The organism is Stenotrophomonas sp. TWI700, from assembly GCF_039673645.1.
Classification (GTDB): domain Bacteria; phylum Pseudomonadota; class Gammaproteobacteria; order Xanthomonadales; family Xanthomonadaceae; genus Stenotrophomonas; species Stenotrophomonas maltophilia_AA.
Genome location: NZ_JBDJMB010000019.1, coordinates 53651 through 71446, shown reverse-complemented (window position 1 = coordinate 71446; position 17796 = coordinate 53651). Strand labels below are relative to the sequence as shown.

Below are 17796 nucleotides of genomic sequence, written 5' to 3'. Positions count from 1 at the left end.
CCCCCCGTCCGCTCCTCCGGGGGTCCGGAATCCCCACCCCTCCCCCCCCCCCCCCCCCCCCCCCCCCCCCCCCCCCCCCCCGCCCCGTCGACACTTGGCTGGTGCTCAAAGGAGAGCCAGCCAAGAGCCATTCAAGAGCCGCTCAAGAGCCGGTCAAGAACCACTCAAACGCAGACAGGCGCCAATCGGCGCCTGTGGTGGTGCGTTCTTGCCGCAGTTGTCCATTGGCTACGGCCTGCGGCAGTCGCTCCGGCTTGCCCAACCGTCCATCCAGATCTGTCTGGCGATTGGGGGCCAGCCCCTGAGGGGACCGTCAGGGCGGCAAGGGTCCGGCGCATGCGCCGGACGGGTTGGGCAGGACGCCCAACCCCGGTCTTGCCGTTTGTGCAGGATTGCACAAACGAGCAAGGCGCCCACGAGCCCCCATGGATGGGTTTACGGCGCGTCCCGGCAGGGCCTGGCCCCCGCTCGCCAACACGCAGACCCCGGCAGCCAATGCCTTTGCCGTCGCCTTTGACTTCGCCTTTGACGTTGCTTTCAGTCAGCAAAGCCCGCCAAAAAACAAACCCTTACTGCAGCAGCGAACGCAGCATCCAGGCATATTTTTCGTGGGTCTGCAGGCGCTGGGTCATCAGATCCTCGGTCGGTGCGTCGTCCGCATCGTCGGCCACGTCCAGCACTTTGCGCGCCGTGCGGCACACCGCCTCGTTGGCGGTGACCAACTGGCGTACCATTTCACGCCAGTCCGCGCTGTCGGTCAGGCCCGGCTCCTCGGCGATCGAGGTCAGGGCCGCGAACTCGCGGTAGGAGCCCGGGGCGTTGAAGCCCAGTGCACGGATGCGTTCAGCCACGTCATCCAGGGCCGCCCACTGTTCGGTGTACTGGGTCTCGAACATGGTGTGCAGCGAGTTGAACATCGACCCGGTCACGTTCCAATGGAAGTTGTGGGTCTTCAGGTAGAGCGTGAACGCATCTGCCTGGAACGCCGACAGTCCATCGGCGATCTTCTTGCGATCGCCCTCCTTGATCCCGATATCGATGTTCGGGGCCGATGGGGCCGCCGCGCCGAGCTTCTGCTTGGCCGTCTTGGTCTTTGCCGGGGTCTTGGTCGTCTTCGCCATGGGAGAACTCCTTATGGATGGGATGAATCGGATGGCCTTCACAATAGATCAGACTACCCTTTCAGTAGTAAACAAAAGTTCTAAACGAATCGATTGATGAGCGCTATCGAAAAACCACAAGCAGCACGCCTGGCCCAGCAGCAGGCCGCGATCAACGGGGCCATGAGCCGCGACCGCGGTCGTTTGCTGGGGATGCTCTCGCGTTGGCGGGCCAAACCGGCGGATGCGGGTCTGGCGGCGGCGTTCGAGCAGGCCTTGCGGGCGTCCGTGCAGCGCCGCGAAGCGCGCGCGCTGAATCAGCCGGCCATCACTCTGGACGAGCAACTGCCGATTGCGCGTGAAGCCGAGGCCATCACCGCGCTGATCCGCGACCATCAGGTCGTGGTGATCGCCGGTGAGACCGGCTCGGGCAAGACCACCCAGCTGCCCAAACTGTGCCTGGCCGCGGGCCGCGGCACGGCCGGCATGATCGGCTGCACCCAGCCGCGACGGATTGCCGCACGTGCGGTGGCGACCCGCGTCGCGCAGGAGCTGCAGTCCGAACTCGGGACCACGGTCGGCTACCAGGTGCGCTTCACCGATCGCGTCGGTGACGATACCCGCATCAAGTTCATGACCGACGGCATCCTGCTGGCCGAGATCAGCAGTGATCGCTGGCTGTCCAGCTACGACACGATCATCGTCGACGAGGCGCACGAACGCAGCCTCAACATCGATTTCCTGCTCGGCTATCTCAAGCAGCTGCTGAAGAAGCGCCCGGACCTGAAGCTGATCGTCACCTCGGCGACCATCGACACCTCGCGCTTCGCCCAGCATTTCGACGATGCGCCGGTGATCAGCGTCGAAGGCCGCACCTTCCCGGTGGAGGTGCGTTACCGCCCGCTGGAAGGCGAGGGCGGTGGCGAGGCCGAGGGCGGCCGCGATGGCGAGCGCACCGTGAATGATGCGGTGGTCGCGGCGGTGGATGAAATCACCCGCATCGACCCGCGTGGCGACATCCTGCTGTTCTTCCCGGGCGAGCGCGAAATCCGCGATGCGCACCAGTCGCTGGAGCGGCGCAAATACCGCGGGACCGACGTGCTGCCGCTGTATGCGCGGCTGTCGGTGAAGGACCAGGACCTGGTCTTCAACCCGGGTGCCAATCGTCGCATCGTGCTGGCCACCAACGTCGCGGAGACCTCGCTGACAGTGCCGCGCATCCGCTATGTGATCGACCCCGGTTTTGCGCGCATCAAGCGGTACAGCCCGCGGCAGAAGCTGGATCGGCTGCACATCGAAGCGGTCTCGCAGGCCAGCGCCAACCAGCGCAAGGGCCGTTGCGGCCGTGTGTCCGAGGGCATCTGCTACCGGCTGTATGCCGAGGCGGATTTCCAGTCACGCCCGGAATTCACCGATCCGGAAATCCGCCGCTCCAGCCTGTCCGGGGTGATCCTGCGGATGCTGCAGCTCGGCCTCGGCAGGATCGAGGATTTCCCGTTCCTGGAAGCACCGGATGAGCGCGCCATCGCCGATGGCTGGCAGCAGCTCGGCGAGCTGGGCGCGGTGGATGCGGAGCGCCGCCTGACCCCGATCGGCCGCCAGATGGCGCGCCTGCCGGTGGACGTCAAACTGGCCCGCATGCTGGTTGCCGCGCAGGCCCAGGGCTGCCTCCGGCCGATGCTGGTGATTGCCTCGTTCCTGGGCATCCAGGACCCGCGCGAGCGCCCGCCGGAAGCGCGCGCCGCCGCCGACAACGCGCATGCGCTGTTCGCCGATGGCCGCTCGGAGTTCGTCGGCGTGCTGCGCCTGTGGGACGGCTACCGCCAGGCCCACGAAGACCTGACCCAGTCCAAGCTGCGCGACTGGTGCGGGCGGCATTTCCTCGGCTTCCTGCGCATGCGCGAGTGGCGCGAACTGCATCGCCAGCTGCGCCTGCTGTGCGAGGAACTGGGCTGGACGGAAGAAGCGGCCGAGACCTCCCTGGCACCGCTGCTGGCCGGTTCGTCCGCGCCTGCACCGGCGCGCGATGACGAGGCGAAGATCAAGGCGACGCGCGGTCAGCAGCACCGTGCCGCGCGCCTGGCCCGCGAAGGGAAATCCGAGCCGGCGCCCGTGGAGAGCACGCCGGCATCGGTCAAGGGTGCCGACACCGAGGCGCGCAACGCCTTCAGCGATAAAGTGCGCGCCGCCGCCTACCAGACCCTGCACCGCGCGCTGATCGCCGGCCTGCCCACGCAGATCGGCCACCGCAGCGACAAGGGCGACTTCCTGGCGCCGCGCCAGCGCCGTTTCCTGCCGTTCCCGGGCTCGACCCTGGCCAAGCGGCCGCCGCCGTGGCTGCTGACCGCGACGCTGCTGGACACCCAGAAAATCTGGGGCCTGACCAATGCCGCGATCGAGCCGGACTGGGTGATCAACGAACTGCCGCACCTGCTGCTGCGCAAGCACTTCGACCCGCACTGGTCGCGCGCGCAGGGCCAGGTGCTGGCCTCGGAGCAGATCAGCCTGTTCGGGCTGGTGCTGGCACCGAAGAAGCCGGTGCACTACGGCCGCATCGCACCGGGCGAGGCGCACGACATCTTCGTGCGCCAGGCCTTGGTGACCGGCGAAATCAACACCCGCGCCGGCTTCGTCGCCGACAACCTCAAGGTGCTGGAGCAGGCGCGCGAAGAAGAAGCCAAGCTGCGCCGCGCCGGCATCGTCGCCGATGAAGGCTGGCAGGCGCGCTGGTATCTGGACCGGATTCCGGCCGAGATCCATTCGGCGATGGGCCTGGATACCTGGTGGAAGGCACTGGCGCCGGAGAAACGCCGCGCCTTGTCGTGGACGCTGGCCGATCTGCTGCCGGGCGAAGGCAGCGACGCAGAGCGTTATCCCACGTACCTGCCGCTGGGCGACGCACGGCTGCCGCTGCACTACACCTTCGAACCGGGCGCCGACGAAGATGGCGTGACATTGGAGGTGCCGCTGCACCTGCTCAACGCGCTGGACCCGGCGCGCCTGTCGTGGCTGGCCCCCGGCTTCGTCGCGGACAAGGCCGCCGCGTTGATCCGCAGCCTGCCCAAGGCGATGCGACGCAACTACGTGCCGGCACCGGATTTCGGTCGTGCATTTGCCGAGGCGTTCGCCGAACCGACCGCCGATGACATCCGGGGCGAACTGGCGCGGTTCCTGTCGCGCGCCACCGGTGCCAAGCTGGCCGCGACGGATTTCGACGAAGCCTCGCTGGAGGCACACCTGCGCATGAACCTGCGCCTGCGCGATGCGGACGGCAAGGTGCCGGCGACCTCGCGCGATCTGGACGCGCTGCGTGCGCGCTTCGGGGCGAAGGCCGGTGATGCCTTTGCCGCACGCGCCGGGCGCGCGCTGGCGGCGCAGGGACTGCGTGATTTCCCCGCCAGCCCGATCCCGCTGCAGGTGCCCGGCGAAGCCGGCGTGCCGGCCTACCCGGCGCTGGTGGACCAGGGCGAAACCGCCGCGTTGAAGATCTTCGCCGACCGCAACGAGGCGCTGGAACAGCATCCGCGCGGCGTGCGTCGCCTGCTGGAGATCGCGCTGGCCGACAAGGCCAAGCAGGCGCGCAAGCAGTTGCCGGTGCCGCCCAAGACCGGCCTGCTGTATGCCGCGATCGAATCGCAGGAGCGCCTGCGTGGCGACCTGGTCGATGCGGCGATGAATGCCGTGCTGGCCGAGGGCCTGGGCGATATCCGCGATCCGGCCGTGTTCGCCAAGCGCAGTGCGGAGGCGGGAAAGGCGTTGTTCGGCGAGGCGATGGCGCGCCTGAAGCTGGCCGAGAACATCCTGGCGCACGTGGCCGAACTGAAGCCGCAGCTGGAAGCACCGCTGATGGGCTGGGCGCGTGGCAACCTGGACGATATGGAGCAGCAGCTTGCCGCCCTGGTCCATCCCGGCTTCCTGCGTGAGACACCGGCCGATGCACTGGCGCAGTACCCGCGCTATCTGCGCGCGATGATCCTGCGGACCGAGCGCGCCAAGCGCGATCCGCCGCGCGATCAGGCGCGGATGCTGGAGCTGCGTCCGTTCGTCGATGCCCTGGCGCAGGCGGAGGCGCGCGGACTGCGCGCGCGGCCGCAGTGGCAGGACCTGCGCTGGGATCTGGAAGAGCTGCGGGTCTCGCTGTTCGCCCAGGAGCTGGGCGCCAGGACCGGCATATCGGCCAAGAAACTGGCCCAGCGCGTGGCTGCGCTGCAGGCCGCCTGATCCGGCCAATGCCCCGTGCCGATATGGCACGGGGCGCAGGGATTACTTGACGCGGCGGACCTTGGCGCGGGTGTTGTAGCCGTCGACCTTCATGTACCAGACGCCGATCAGGCCCGGATTGATGATGACCTTCGGGGCGGTCTTGCGCACGCCGCTCAAGGTCGCCTCGTCGGTCTGTTCCCATTCCTGCTTGTTGGCCAGTACATACCGGCGGCCCTTGGCAAAGCCGCGGAACTCGTCGGTGATGTTGGTTTCGATCGGATCGTTGCTGCCGAAATCGTGGAAGCCGCGGTTCTTCACGATGACTTCCTGGCGACCCTCCTCGCGGGCTTCTTCGCGCGCAGTCGCGGCGAGTGCGGCCACCTTGCCCTGCAGCCAGTTGTTGAGCTGGGCCAGTTCCTGCGGCGTGAGCTTTTCCAGCCCGGCCGCCTTGAACTCGGCTGCCGACATCTGCTGCTGCAGATCGCCATCGACCACGCGCTGGGCCAGGGCCGGCAGCGAAAGGCTCATCAGAACGGCCGCACAGGCCAACAACCGCAGACGGGAAAAGCGCATGGCAGGGTCTCTCCTAGGGATGGCCGCAGTGTAGTGCCAGCGCCCCGGCATGTGCACATGCCGGTGGCGGCGATTGTCGGGGGGGCGCTGCGGCGCTAGTGTAGGTGGCCTCTGTCTTGTCTGTACGATGCTGTGAACCGCGCTTCTGCTCCCGGCCTGGATGCCTTGTTGAACCGACCCTCGGTGGCTTCGCTGCCGGCTGAACTGCGCGACGCGTTGCTGCAGCGCTGGCAACAGCCCGAGGCCGATCTGGAGATGCGTGCGGGCTGGCCGGTGCTGGCCGACACCCTGGATGCGCTGTCGTTGCTGTCGGCCGACGAGTCGGCATTGCTGGCCACGCTGTTGTTCGATCTGCCGTGGCTGCGCGCCGGGCTGGACGAATTGCCGGTCGGCGCGCTCAAGCCGGTGGTGGTCGGCCTGCTCGACGGCCTGGACGCCGCCGACCAGGTGTGGGCGCTGCACGCCGGGCGCGAGGCCGGGCGCAACAGCGAAGGCCTGCGTCGCCTGCTGCTGTCCATCATCCGCGATCTGCGCGTGGTGCCGATCCTGCTGGCCCGCCAGTTGGCGCGCATGCGCGGTGCTGATCGGCTGCCCGCGGAAGAGCGGCGCGCACTCGCCCAGCTCACCCGCGACATCCACGCGCCGTTGGCCAACCGGCTCGGCATCTGGCAGTTGAAGTGGGAGCTGGAAGACCTGGCGTTCCGCCACCTGGAACCGGACACCTACCGCCGCATCGCCCGCGAGGTCGACGAAACCCGGCTGGCCCGCGAGCGGTATGTCGAGGGCGTCAAGAAAGCGCTGTCGCGTGAGCTGATGGCCCAGGGCATCCGCGCCGAGGTCAGCGGTCGCCCGAAGCACATCTACAGCATCTGGCGGAAGATGCAGAAGAAGCGGCTGGCGTTCGAGCAGCTCTACGACATCCGCGCCGTGCGCGTGATGGTCGATGACGTGGCCGCCTGCTACGCCGCGCTGGGCGTGGTGCATGCGCTGTGGGCCCCGGTGCCGAGCGAGTTCGACGATTACATCGCCCGCCCCAAGGCCAACGACTACCGCTCGCTGCATACCGCCGTGGTCGGCCCGGAAGGGCGCACCATCGAAGTGCAGATCCGTACCCACGACATGCACGCCCAGGCCGAGCTCGGCGTGGCCGCACACTGGCGCTACAAGGAAGGCAGCAAGGGCGCGGAGAAAGCCTTCGACCGCAAGATCACCTGGATGCGCCAGCTGCTGGAGCACTCCCAGGAAGGGCATGGCGGCGAACTGGCCGGCGCGCTCGACGCCGAGCTGACCGAGGACCGGGTCTACGCGCTCAGCCCCAAGGACGAGGTGATGGACCTGCCGCAGGGCGCCACGCCGCTGGATTTCGCCTACCACGTGCACACCATGGTCGGGCACCGCTGCCGTGGCGCGAAGGTCAATGGCCGCATCGTGCCGCTGACCTACCGCCTGCGCAGCGGCGACCGGGTCGAGATCCTGACCGGCAAGGAAGCTGATCCCCGGCGTGACTGGCTGCTGGCCTCCAGCGGCTTCCTGGCCAGCAACCGCTCGCGCGAGAAGGTGCGTGGCTGGTTCCACAAGCTGGACCGCGCGCGCAACGTACTGGCCGGCCGCGAGCTGCTGGAGCGCGAACTCAAGCGCCTCGGCCTGCAGCACGCGGATCTGGCCATCGCGGTGAAGAAGTTCCACGCCGACAGCGTCGATGATCTGTACATCCAGGTGGCGCTGGGCGATACCGGGCCGAACCAGGTCAGCCGCACCTTGCTGGAGGCCGAGCGCGCCGCCAGCCAGCCGGCGGCGCCGGTCCTGCCACGCCCGACCGCGCGGCGCGACAGCGTGCGCAGTGCCGACTTCACCGTCCAGGGCGTGGGCAACCTGCTGGTGCAGCTGGCGCGCTGCTGCCAGCCGGTGGCCGGTGAGCCGATCGTGGGCTACCTCACGCGTGCGCGCGGCGTGACCGTGCACCGCACCGACTGCGCCGCGCTGGCGCGGCTGGCGGCCGCCAGTCCGCAGCGCATCCTGCCGGTGGAGTGGGGCCAGGCCGGTGGTGGCTACGAAGTGGACGTGGTGGTCGATGCGGTCGACCGGCGCTGGCTGCTCAAGGACATCACCAACCTGATCGCGCAGGAAGATGCGTACGTGCTGGACATCCACAGCGACAACGTCCGCAACAGCGGCCGTGCGCACCTGCGCCTGCGTTTGAAGGTCAGCGACTACGGGCAGCTCTCCACCCTGCTGGGCAAGCTCGATGCGCTGCCCGGCGTCAGCGAAGCCCGGCGTCTAGGCTGAGCTCACGTGCCCCACGCTAGGCTCGCGCCATGAGCCGGGACGATGACAGGCATGAGGCCGCCCACGAGGCGTTGCGACGCGTGCGCCGCGAGGGCCGCTGGTGGTGGGTGCAGGCGCGTCATGCCCGGCGCATCTGGCGCTGGGCACTGCTGGTCGCGGTGCTGCTCTTCGTCGGCCTGGCATTGCTGCGCCGGCCGGTGGCCAACTGGTTCTGGAACGAGCCGCAGATCGAACAGCTGCTCGACCAGGGCGATCGCGCGCTGGCCGCAGGCCGATTGAGTGCTGCCGATGGCAGCGGCGCACGCGAGTCCTTCGAGGCAGCGCTGGCGCTGGACAACGATCGCCTGCAGGCGCGCAGCGGCCTGGCCCGCACCGGCCAGGCCGCCCTCCAGCAGGCCCGTGACGCGCTGGACCGTGCCGATGTGCCGGCTGCGACGACCGCGCTCGCGCTGGCGCGCGCGTTGCAGGTGCCGCAGCGCGATGCCGACGCGGTGGCGCAGCAGCTGCATGCACACGACCAGGCACGCGCGGGGATCGGTGCCTTGCTCGGCCGTGCCGAAGCGGCCCTGCAGGCGCAACGGCTCGATGGCAGCCCGGACAGCGCGTTGCCACTGTTCCAGCAGGTGCTCACCCTGTCGCCCAACCAGCTCCGCGCGCTGGAAGGGCGCGAGGATGCCCTCTCGGACCTGTTGCAGCAGGCACGCACCGCCGCCGATCGCGGCGATGTCGCACGCGCGGCGGAGCTGGTGCGCAGTGCCCGGGGGTTCGATGCCGGGCATGTCGATCTGCCCGCCACCCAGGAGGCGGTGAACAATGCGCTGGAGCGCCGCCAGCGGGACGGCGAAGCCGCGGTGCGTCGGCAGAAGCTGGACGTCGCGGCGGAGGCCTTCGCCGCGGTGCTCTCGGCGTTGCCTGACGATCCCGCCGCGCGCCGTGGCCAGCTGCAGGTGGCCGATGCGCAGCTGGCGCGCGCGACGCGGCTGGCCGGCAACTTCCGCTTCGACGAAGCCGCGCAGGCCGTGCAGGCGGCTGAAACACTGGGTGCGTCCACGCGTGCGCTGGAGGCGGCGCGGCATGCGATCGAGCAGGCCCGCCGTTCCCAGGCGGCACTGACGACCCCGGCGGTGCCGCGCGCGCAGCGCGAGCGCACCCTGCAGCGCCTGCTCGCACGCCTGGAGGAAGCGGAGGGCGACGGCCAGTTCCTCGAGCCGCCCGGACGCAGTGCCTACGACGCCCTGCGTGAAGCCCAGGGCGTGGCGCCGCAGGATCCGCGGGTGCGTGCCGCCGCGCGGCGGCTGCTGCCGGCAAGCCGGCAGTGCTTCGAGGATCGGCTGCGGGAGAATCGTGTGCTGGCGGCCGGCGCCTGCCTGGACGCCTGGCAGACGCTGTCGAACAACGAGGCGGGCCAAGCGGCCGCACGGCGTCGGCTGGCACAGCGCTGGCTGGCCATCGGCAGCGAGCGCCTCGGCTCGGGGGACATCGCCTTCGCGCAGCAGGCGCTGCTGCAGGCCCGCCGTTGGCAGCCGGACCTGCCCGAGCTGCCGGCGTTCGCCGAGCGCCTGCGCAGCGCCGGCGGTGGCGCCGGCGCTTAGTCCCCGAACACCCGCTGCACGGTGGCGCGGGCGGCATCGAGCGAGAAGTGGTCCACGATGTTCTGCAGACCGGCGGTCGAAAGCCGGCGCCACAGCGCCTCGTCCTGGTAGAGCCGGACCACGGCCTGCGCGAACGCCTCGGCATCATCGGCGACCAGCACATCCTCGCCATCGCGCAGGTGCATGCCTTCCACGCCGCAGGTCGTGGCGACCACCGGCTGGCCATGCGCCATGCTCAGGTTGACCTTGCCCTTGACCCCGGCGCCGAAGCGCAGCGGTGCCACCGCGATGCGGACGCCATCCATGTACGGCACCACGTCCGGCACGAAGCCATGGATCTCCACGCCCGGCTGGGTCGCCGCGAGGTCGCGCAGCGTATCCGGCACCGCCGCGCCGATGCAGTGGAAACGGATGTCGGGCAGCTGTGCGCGGATGCGCGCGAACACGTCGCCGATGAACCACTGCATCGCATCCAGGTTCGGCGGATGGCGGAAACCGCCGACGAACACCAGGTCGCGACGCTCGGCCCAGTCCGGGCCGGCCCCGGCCACTTCATGCAGGTTGGAAATCAGTTCGACCGTGGCGGCCGGTGCATCGATACGCAGTTGTTCGCGCTCGGCCGCGCTGACCAGCACGGTCACATCCACCTGTTCCATCACCGCCAGCTCGCGCGCACGGGTGCGCTCGGCGTTGCGCAGCAGGCCGGCGTCGCCGGCGATCTCGGCCCCGCGGCGCTCGCGCAGGTAATGCAGGTCGACCGTGTCGAACACGGTGCGGGCCTGCGGCGCGAAGCTGCGCAGCAGCGGCAGGCACTCGTGGGCGACGTGGTAGCGCACCATCATCGCCACGTCGAAGCGGGCACCGTTGGCGCGCAGCCACGGCGCCACGCCGACCAGGTAGGGTGCGTACCAGACCTCCACGCCGAGCGCCTGCAGCGCCTCGGTCGCCGCGCCGCCATGCTCGCGCCGGGTCGGCACGAACACCACGTGGATGCCGTCGTCGAGCAGCATCCGGATCAGGTTGTACTGGCGCAGCGAGGCCGAATCGCGGTCCGGCTGCGGCACTTCCTCATCCAGGATCAGGACCTGGCGCTGGGCGCGGTGCAGCAGCGCCGGCGAGGGCACGCTGCCCACCGCGGGGTGCGCCTGCAGTGCCTCGGCCCATTTCGCCGCGAACACGCTGCGGTTGCGGACCTGGTACGCCTTGATCCCGCTACCGGTGTCGGTGCCGTTGCTGGTGCCCTCGTCATGCACCACGCGGCTGGCCGGCTGCACCAGCACGCGGTGGCCACTGGCGCGGACCGCGAACGCCAGGTCGGTATCTTCGTAGTAGGCCGGCTTGTAGCGCAGATCGAAGCCGCCGAGTTCGTCCCACAGGGCGCGCGGGATCATCAGTGCCGCGCCGGAGCAGTAGTCGGCATCGCGCAGCGCGCTGTAGCGGGGATCCTCGGGCGACTCGAAGCGGCCATAGCTCCAGCCGCTGCCGTCCTGGAAGATCACCCCGCCCGATTCCTGCAGGCGGCCGTCGGGATAGAGCAGCTGTGCGCCGACCAGGCCCGCGCGCGGCACCCGTGCGAAGGTGGCCAGCAGGGCGTCGAGCCAGCCCGGCTGCGGCACGGTGTCGTTGTTGAGCAGCACCACATACTGGCCGCGCGAGCGCGCGACGCCGTCGTTGCAGGCCTCGATGAAGCCGCCGTTGGCCGCCCGCACTTCATAGCGCAGGCCGCTGATCCGCGGCATCCAGGTCGTGGTCTCGTCGCTGCTGCCGTCATCCACCACCAGGATCTCGCAGTCGACCTGCGGCGGATGGGCAGCCAGCGCCCGCAGGCAGGCGAGGGTGTGCGCGGCGTGGTTGTAGACCGGAATCACGATGCTGACCACCGGGCGCTCGCTGGTCGGGACCGTGAACGGCGCGAACGGCGTGGCCGCGGGCAGGTACAGCGGCGCGCCGCGCGGGGCCGGCACGGCCTGGGTGTGGACCCGGATCCGCTGCCAGGTGGCGCGCCAGCCCCGGGTACGCAGGCTGGCCAGACTGCGACGGAACAGGCCGAGCATGCGGTTCAGGAAATAGCGAGCATCGGCCAAGGACATCGACATCCCGTTGCAACTCCAGCTTAAGCGGGGGAACCCGGGAGAACGCGCCGCTCGCGGTGGCTGCGTTAGACTCGCCGGACTTCATATTCTCGCATCCCCGTGCCCCGACGCTACGATTCCGACGACATCGACGAGTTCGACGACGACACCGAAAGCCGCGGCCCGCTGTGGCGGCGCCGGTTGATCACCTGGGGCATGGCAGCTGTCGCGCTCGGGCTGGGCTTCCTGATCCCCTATACGGTGTACCTGAACCAACAGGTCACCCAGCGCTTCGGCGAGCTGCGCTGGCAGATTCCCACCCGGGTCTATGCGCGCCCGCTGGCGCTGGCGCCCGGGGTGGCGATGGATGCGGCCACGCTCAAGACAGAGCTGGCGGCCTCGGCCTACCGCGATGACGGGATCGGCAAATCGCCGGCCACGTATTCGCAGGAAGGCGGCCGCTTCGTCATCTCCAGCCGCGGCTACAACGACGTCGACGGCCGGGTCGCCCCGCGCCGGGTCGAGCTGAGCCTGTCCGGTGGGTCGGTCGCTTCGCTGCGCGACCCCGACAGCCGCAAGGCCCTGAAAGCCGCGCGCCTGGATCCGGCCCGGATCGCCACGCTGTATGGCCAGAAGCAGGAAGAGCGCCGGCTGGTCCGGATCGAAGAGACCCCCGAACTGCTGGTCACCGGCCTGCAGGCGGTGGAGGACAAGGACTTCAACCGCCATCACGGCATCGATCTGAGCGGCATCGCCCGCGCGATCTGGGTGACCGTGCGTTCCGGTGGCCAGAGCCGCCAGGGCGCCTCGACCCTGACCCAGCAGCTGGCCCGCAGCGGCCTGCTCGGGATCGGCAAAGAGCAGACCGTCACCCGCAAGTTCAACGAAGTGCTGTACGCGCTGATCATGGAGGCGCGCTATGACAAGCGCACCATTCTGGAGGCCTACCTCAACCAGGTGTACTTGGGCCAGCGCGGCAGCCAGGCGATCCACGGCATGTCCTCGGGCGCGGAGTTCTGGTTCGGTCGCGACCTCGCCTCGCTCAATACCGAGCACGTCGCGCTGCTGATCGGCCTGGTCAAGGGGCCGTCCTATTACGACCCGCGCCGCAATCCCGAACGCGCGCTGGACCGGCGCAACTTCGTGCTGGGCAAGCTGCGCGAAGCCAACCTGATCGACGATGCCGAGTACAAGCGTGCGGTCGATGCGCCGCTGGGCGTGCCCAAGACCCCGGGCCTGATCGCGGCCAACCGCTTCCCGGCGTACGTGGATCTGGTCCGTCGCCAGCTCGGCCACGATTATCCCGAGTCGGTGCTGCAGGGCGCGGGCCTGAGCGTCATGACCGGCATGGCGCCGTCGGCGCAGGCATATGCCGAAGGCGCGGTCACCAAGACCATCAAATCGCTGGAGAGCAAGCGTCGTCCCGCACTGCAGGCCGGCCTGGTGCTGACCGACGTGCACAACGGCGACGTGCTGGCCGTGGTCGGCAGCCGCGATGTCTCCGAACCCGGTTTCAACCGCGCCATCGAGGCCCAGCGACCGGTCGGTTCGCTGCTCAAGCCGTTCGTCTACCTGCTGGCGCTGGCGCAGCCGGACCGCTATTCGCTGTCCAGCTGGGTCGACGATTCACCGGTGACGGTGCAGCTGAGCCGCGGCAAGAAGTGGTCGCCCGGCAATGCGGACAACCGCAGCCACGGCACCGTCCGCCTGATCGATGCGCTGGCCCATTCCTACAACCAGGCCACGGTACGGGTCGGGATGCAGGTCGGTCCGGAGCGGGTCACCCAGTTGATCCATGTCCTTGCCGGTCTCAAGGCCGATCCCAATCCGGCGGTGATCCTGGGTTCCACGGACCAGAGCCCCTACGCGATGGCCCAGCTGTACCAGTTCCTGGCCTCCGGTGGCGAAATCCAGCCGCTGCATGCGGTGCGCGGCGTGCTCGACCCGCAGGGCAAGCTGATGAAGCGCTATGACAAGACGCCGGCGCCGGCGCAGGAAGGCGACTCGATCGCCGCCAACCTGATCAGCATCGGCCTGCAGCAGGTCGTGGCCAGTGGTACCGCACAGCGCCTCAATGCCGACGGCCTGGGCCGCCTGCAACCGGCCGGCAAGACCGGCACCACCAACGACGGCCGCGACAGCTGGTACGCCGGCTACACCGGTGACCATCTGGCAGTGATCTGGATGGGCAACGACCAGAACGAACAGGCGGGGCTGTATGGCGCCACCGGCTCGATGCGGGTCTGGTCGGGCATCTTCCAGCGCCTGCCGAGCGCGCCGCTGAAGGTGAGCAACAAGGGCCTGGACTGGCAGTACGTGGAAGCCAGCGGCACGGCCACCACCGATGAAAGCTGCCCGGGCGCGCGTCGCTTCCCGTTCGTGGTCGGCTACACCCCGGCCTACGTGCCGTGTACCGCGCCGAGCGCGTTGCCGGAAGGCGAGGGCGGCGAACAGAGTGAAGGCGGTGGCTGGCGCAGCTGGTTCGGCCTGGAGAAAAAGCCCGAGCCCGCCCCCGAACCGGCGCAGAATGCACCGGCCGCCACCCCCGCGCGTCAACCCTGATCGAGGCCTGCCTGCATGACCACCCGATTCCTGATCCGTTCCGCTTCGCTTGCCACGCTGTGCCTGGCGCTGGCGGCCTGCGTCACGCCGCCACCGGTCGTGAAAGCCCCGGTCGACACCACCACGCCGGCCCAGCGCCTGGCCGCCGTGGATGCCGCCGCCGGCAATGACGACAAGGAACTGGCCGTGCAGCCGCTGCGCGACAGCGAAGTGGAGGACCTGCGCCAGGCCGCGCACGCCCGCCGCCAGGCCAATGATCTGGCCGGCGCCGCGGTCGCGCTGGATCAGGCGCTGGCGATCATGGCCTCGGATCCGTCGGTGCTGCAGGATCGCGCCGAGATCGCGCTGCTGCAGGGCGACTGGGCGGCAGCGGAGACATTCGCGCGCAAGTCCATCGAACTGGGCTCGAAGACCGGCCCGCTGTGCCGTCGCCATTGGGCGACCATCGAGCAGTCGCGTCTGGCCCGTGGTGAAAAGGAAAACGCGGCGTCGGCGCATGCCCAGCTGGAAGGCTGCACGGTGCCGGGGATCATGCGGTATTGATGTAGCGCCGGCCGACCAACGGCCGGCACTACACTGTCGTCATGTCCCAACTTGCCCACGCCAGCCGCGATGCCCTCAGTGAGGGCGGGGCGCTCGCCAGCCAGCTCGATGCCTTCGTTCCGCGCCCGGCCCAGCTGCGCCTGACCGCGGCGATCGCCGAAGCGTTCGACCAGCGCGACGTCCTGCTGGCCGAAGCCGGCACGGGCACCGGCAAGACCTATGCCTATCTGGTGCCCGCACTGCTGTCCGGGCTCAAGACCATCATCTCCACCGGTACCCGCGCGCTGCAGGACCAGCTGTATCACCGCGATCTGCCGCGCGTGCGTGCCGCGCTCGGCGTAGGACACAGCAGCGCCCTGTTGAAGGGGCGCGCCAACTACCTGTGCCGCTATCGGCTGCAGCAGGCGCGCGGCGAACCGCGCTTCAGTTCGCCGGAGCAGGTCGCGCAGTTCCAGCGCATCCTCGCCTGGTCCGGGCGCACGAAGTTCGGCGACATGGCCGAGCTGGAGGCCCTGCCGGAGGACTCGCCGCTGTATCCGATGGTCACCTCCACGGTCGACAACTGCCTCGGCACCGAGTGCCCGTTCTGGGACGACTGCTTTGTCGTGCAGGCCCGGCAGCGGGCGCAGGCCGCCGACGTGGTGGTGGTCAACCATCATCTGCTGCTGGCCGACCTGGCGCTCAAACAGGAAGGCTTCGGCGAAATCCTGCCCGGCGCCCAGGCGTTCGTGATCGACGAGGCGCACCAGCTGCCGGAGCTGGCCGCGAACTTCTTCGGCGAAGGCTTCGGCATGCGCCCGTGGCAGGAGCTGGCACGCGACTGCCTGGCCGAGAGCCGCAGCGTGGCCGGTGCACAGGCCGCGTTGCAGGAGCCGGCTGCCGCACTCGAACAGACCCTGCGCGACCTGCGCGTGGCGATGGATGGCCTGCCACCGCGCGGCACGCAATGGCGTGCGCTGACCGTGCCGCAGGTGCGCGATGGCTTCGACGCGGCGATGAGCACGCTGGTGCAGCTGCGCGATGCGCTGGCGGGCGTGCGTGACGCATCGCCCGGCCTGGATGCCTGCCATGCGCGCGCGATGGAAGCGGTGTCGCGCTTGTCGCGCTGGCTCGGCGACGACGCACCGATGCTCGACTTCGACACCGATCCGGACGAGGCGCCGGCGCCGGCCGAGGTACTCTGGTATGAACTGACCCCGCGTGGCTTCCGCTGCCAGCGCACGCCGATGGATGTCTCCGGCCCGCTGCGCGAGCACCGGCAGCGCTCGATGGCGGCCTGGGTGTTCACCTCGGCCACGCTGACCGTGGACGGTGGGTTCGAGCACATTTCCCAGCGGCTGGGCCTGGATGATCCGGTCAGCCTGCTGCAGCCCAGCCCGTTCGACTGGGCCCGGCAGGCGCTGTGCTATCTGCCCACCGACCTGCCCGACCCGGCCGCACGCGGCTTCGGCACCGCGTTGATCCGCGCGCTGACGCCGGTGCTGGAGGCCTCGCACGGCCGGGCGTTCCTGCTGTTCGCTTCGCATCGCGCGCTGCGCGAAGCGGCCGAGGCGCTGCGCGATGCCCCGTGGCCGCTGTTCGTGCAGGGCGAGGCCCCGCGCGCGACCCTGCTGCAGCGCTTCCGCGAGTCCGGCAATGGGGTGCTGCTGGGCTCGGCCAGTTTCCGCGAAGGCGTGGACGTGGTCGGTGATGCGCTGAGCGTGGTGGTGATCGACAAATTGCCGTTCGCCGCGCCGGACGATCCGGTGTTCGAAGCGCGGCTGGATGCGATCCGTCGTGACGGCGGGAATCCGTTCCGCGACGAGCAGCTGCCGCAGGCGGTGATCGCGCTCAAGCAGGGCGTGGGCCGCCTGATCCGCAGCGAGACCGATCGCGGCGTGCTGGTGCTGTGCGACCCGCGCCTGCTCAGCCGTGGCTACGGGCGGATCTTCCTGGATTCGCTGCCCCCCTTCCGCCGCACCCGCTCGCTGGGCGATGTGCAGGCCTTCTTTGCGCCACAATGGCCCGTCGCTGGACCCACGCCCGCAGCTGCGGCTGCTTCTGCGCAGCCGGTGCAGGCCGTGCAGGCCACCGATGACTTTCCCACTTCCCTGTTCTGACCGCCATGAAACTGCTCGCCTTTGAAACCGCCACCGAAGCCTGCTCCGTTGCCCTGTATGTGGATGGGCAGGTCAGTGAGCGCTTCGAGATCGCTCCGCGTCGCCACGCCGAACTGAGTCTGCCCTGGGCCGAGGCGCTGCTGGCCGAGGCGGGCGTGGCGCGTTCGCAGCTGGACGCGATCGCGCTGGGGCGTGGCCCGGGCGCGTTCACCGGCGTGCGGCTGGCGATCGCGATCGCGCAGGGCATCGCGCTCGCGCTGGATCGCCCGTTGATCCCGGTCTCCACGCTGCAGGCGCTGGCACTGCGCGCACCGGCCGAGGCCGATCACGTGTTGGCCAGCATCGATGCGCGGATGGGCGAGGTGTACGCGGCGCGCCACATCCGGGTGGACGGGCAGTGGCAGCTGCAGGGCGAGGAAATCGTCTGTGCGCCGGATGCCGTGGCGCTGCCCGATGGCACGCGCTGGTTCGGCGTCGGCACCGGCTTCGGCGCGGCCGAGGGCGTACTGGCCACGCGGCTGGCCGATCAGCTGACCGGCGTGGATGCGCTGGCACTGCCGCGAGCCTCCGATGTGCTGGCGCTGGCGGTACCGGCGTTCCGGCGCGGCGAGGGCATGGCGCCGGAGCGGGTGGAGCCGGCCTATCTGCGCGACAACGTGGCGCTGACCCTGGTGGAACAGCAGGCCGCGCGGGCTGCAAAGCTGGCCGCCTCGTGATACAGGTCAGCGGGTAACGCTCCAGCCACGCATGGCGTGACTCTACCTGC

At 69.6% G+C, this 17796-nt stretch carries 10 protein-coding genes; 7 read left to right on the top strand and 3 right to left on the bottom strand.

The features are described from left to right. Nucleotides 1-569: 569 nt before the first annotated feature. Nucleotides 570-1121, bottom strand: coding sequence for a Dps family protein (locus tag ABE473_RS13815; protein WP_176988442.1), 552 nt, complete (start codon nt 1119-1121; stop codon nt 570-572). A gap of 96 nt (nt 1122-1217) precedes the next feature. Here ABE473_RS13815 and hrpA point away from each other — a divergent pair, with 96 nt between their 5' ends. Further along, nucleotides 1218-5321 (top strand): ATP-dependent RNA helicase HrpA, encoded by a 4104-nt coding sequence (hrpA, locus tag ABE473_RS13810; RefSeq protein WP_346489862.1) that lies wholly within the window; start codon nt 1218-1220, stop codon nt 5319-5321. Between the two features lie 42 nt (nt 5322-5363). Here hrpA and ABE473_RS13805 read toward each other — a convergent pair whose 3' ends face one another. Further along, nucleotides 5364-5876 carry a hypothetical protein gene (locus ABE473_RS13805; RefSeq protein ID WP_346489861.1) on the bottom strand — a complete coding sequence of 171 codons (513 nt, stop codon included), beginning with the start codon at nt 5874-5876 and terminating at the stop codon, nt 5364-5366. Nucleotides 5877-6008: 132 nt separating this feature from the next. On the opposite strand from ABE473_RS13805, the gene ABE473_RS13800 reads away from it, so the two are divergent. Continuing rightward, nucleotides 6009-8162, top strand: coding sequence for a bifunctional (p)ppGpp synthetase/guanosine-3',5'-bis(diphosphate) 3'-pyrophosphohydrolase (locus tag ABE473_RS13800; protein WP_346489860.1), 2154 nt, complete (start codon nt 6009-6011; stop codon nt 8160-8162). Nucleotides 8163-8191: 29 nt separating this feature from the next. Then, nucleotides 8192-9754, top strand: coding sequence for a hypothetical protein (locus ABE473_RS13795; protein WP_346489859.1), 1563 nt, complete (start codon nt 8192-8194; stop codon nt 9752-9754). On the opposite strand, the gene ABE473_RS13790 is transcribed toward ABE473_RS13795, so the two are convergent. Further along, nucleotides 9751-11850, bottom strand: a complete 2100-nt coding sequence (locus ABE473_RS13790) for a glycosyltransferase (RefSeq protein WP_346489858.1) — start codon at nt 11848-11850, stop codon at nt 9751-9753. The two genes, ABE473_RS13795 and ABE473_RS13790, sit on opposite strands and share 4 nt — an antisense overlap. Nucleotides 11851-11946: 96 nt before the next feature. Between ABE473_RS13790 and mrcB the strand changes: the two genes are divergently transcribed. From mrcB to tsaB, 4 genes are read left to right on the top strand one after another with little or no spacing between them, the layout of a single operon-like run. After that, nucleotides 11947-14388: a penicillin-binding protein 1B gene (gene mrcB / locus ABE473_RS13785; RefSeq protein WP_346489857.1), complete on the top strand. Its 2442-nt coding sequence runs from the start codon at nt 11947-11949 to the stop codon at nt 14386-14388. 15 nt (nt 14389-14403) lie between these two features. Continuing rightward, a complete protein-coding gene (locus ABE473_RS13780; protein WP_176988448.1) occupies nt 14404-14931 on the top strand; it encodes a hypothetical protein in 528 nt (175 codons plus the stop codon). A gap of 41 nt (nt 14932-14972) precedes the next feature. Then, a complete protein-coding gene (locus tag ABE473_RS13775) occupies nt 14973-17030 on the top strand; it encodes an ATP-dependent DNA helicase (RefSeq protein WP_346489856.1) in 2058 nt (685 codons plus the stop codon). Nucleotides 17031-17035: 5 nt separating this feature from the next. After that, entirely contained in the window at nt 17036-17746 is a 711-nt protein-coding gene (gene tsaB, locus ABE473_RS13770; RefSeq protein WP_346489855.1) for a tRNA (adenosine(37)-N6)-threonylcarbamoyltransferase complex dimerization subunit type 1 TsaB, read from the top strand. Nucleotides 17747-17796 lie beyond the last annotated feature (50 nt).

Coding starts and splice junctions, on each gene's coding strand:
- ABE473_RS13795 (WP_346489859.1), top strand. CDS start 8,192: ATGAGCCGGGACGATGACAGGCATGAGGCCGCCCACGAGGCGTTGCGA.
- ABE473_RS13790 (WP_346489858.1), bottom strand. CDS start 11,850: ATGTCGATGTCCTTGGCCGATGCTCGCTATTTCCTGAACCGCATGCTC.
- hrpA (WP_346489862.1), top strand. CDS start 1,218: ATGAGCGCTATCGAAAAACCACAAGCAGCACGCCTGGCCCAGCAGCAG.
- ABE473_RS13805 (WP_346489861.1), bottom strand. CDS start 5,876: ATGCGCTTTTCCCGTCTGCGGTTGTTGGCCTGTGCGGCCGTTCTGATG.
- ABE473_RS13815 (WP_176988442.1), bottom strand. CDS start 1,121: ATGGCGAAGACGACCAAGACCCCGGCAAAGACCAAGACGGCCAAGCAG.
- tsaB (WP_346489855.1), top strand. CDS start 17,036: ATGAAACTGCTCGCCTTTGAAACCGCCACCGAAGCCTGCTCCGTTGCC.
- ABE473_RS13775 (WP_346489856.1), top strand. CDS start 14,973: ATGTCCCAACTTGCCCACGCCAGCCGCGATGCCCTCAGTGAGGGCGGG.
- ABE473_RS13780 (WP_176988448.1), top strand. CDS start 14,404: ATGACCACCCGATTCCTGATCCGTTCCGCTTCGCTTGCCACGCTGTGC.